1 protein-coding gene is annotated in these 717 nt (G+C 58.7%); it reads right to left on the bottom strand.

The features are described 5' to 3' along the window. Positions 1-717: substrate binding domain-containing protein (locus tag AC5ZGW_RS46685; protein ID WP_496114201.1), on the bottom strand; the 717-nt coding region annotated here is incomplete at both ends.

Below are 717 nucleotides of genomic sequence, written 5' to 3'. Positions count from 1 at the left end.
TGCAGTGCCGACAACGTCCGGAGCTTTTCCGAAACACTCGATCAGCATTTCGGTGAGGATTCTTATCTTGCGAGCGGGATGCTGGCCTGGTGGCCGGACGACAAATACACCCGCCGGACGTATCGGGTGCCGGGTCATGACCGGAACAAGCGTGCCAGAGGCCAGATGCTCATGGATCAGGCCCTCGGGGAGATAAGCGATGCCGAGTCCTGCTATGGCGGCAGTGACCAGCGCTGTGCCGTTGTCGGCCTTGAAGCGCCCCTGCGGTCGCACCGTGACGATTTGTTCACCATCCATGAACTGCCAGGTTTCAGTGCCCTGCATGACAGACTGATGCGTGAGGAGTTCATCCGGTGTCTCAGGCGATCCGTGCGCTTTGATATACTCCGGACTCGCAACTAACTTCCCATAGATCGGTCCGACGCGCCTTGCGATCAGGTTAGAGTCCGGAAGGTGGCCAAGCCGTACCGCACAATCATAACCCTCTGCGATGAGATCTACGAAGCGATCAGTGTAGCAGGTGTGGATGCCAAGCTGAGGGTAACGTCGCGCCATTTCGGCGAACACCGGAGCAAGATGTGTCGGGCCAAAGGTAAGTGGTGCAGCAATCCGCAAGCGGCCGCGAAGATCACCTGCGGGTAGGATCGTTTCCTTGGCAACATCGATCTCGGCGCAGACTCTGGCGGCGTGATCTCGGAATGTGGAACCCGCCTCTGT

It is taken from the genome of Bradyrhizobium sp. Crot121 (genome assembly GCF_059512385.1).
This window is presented reverse-complemented; position numbering and strand designations above follow the sequence as displayed.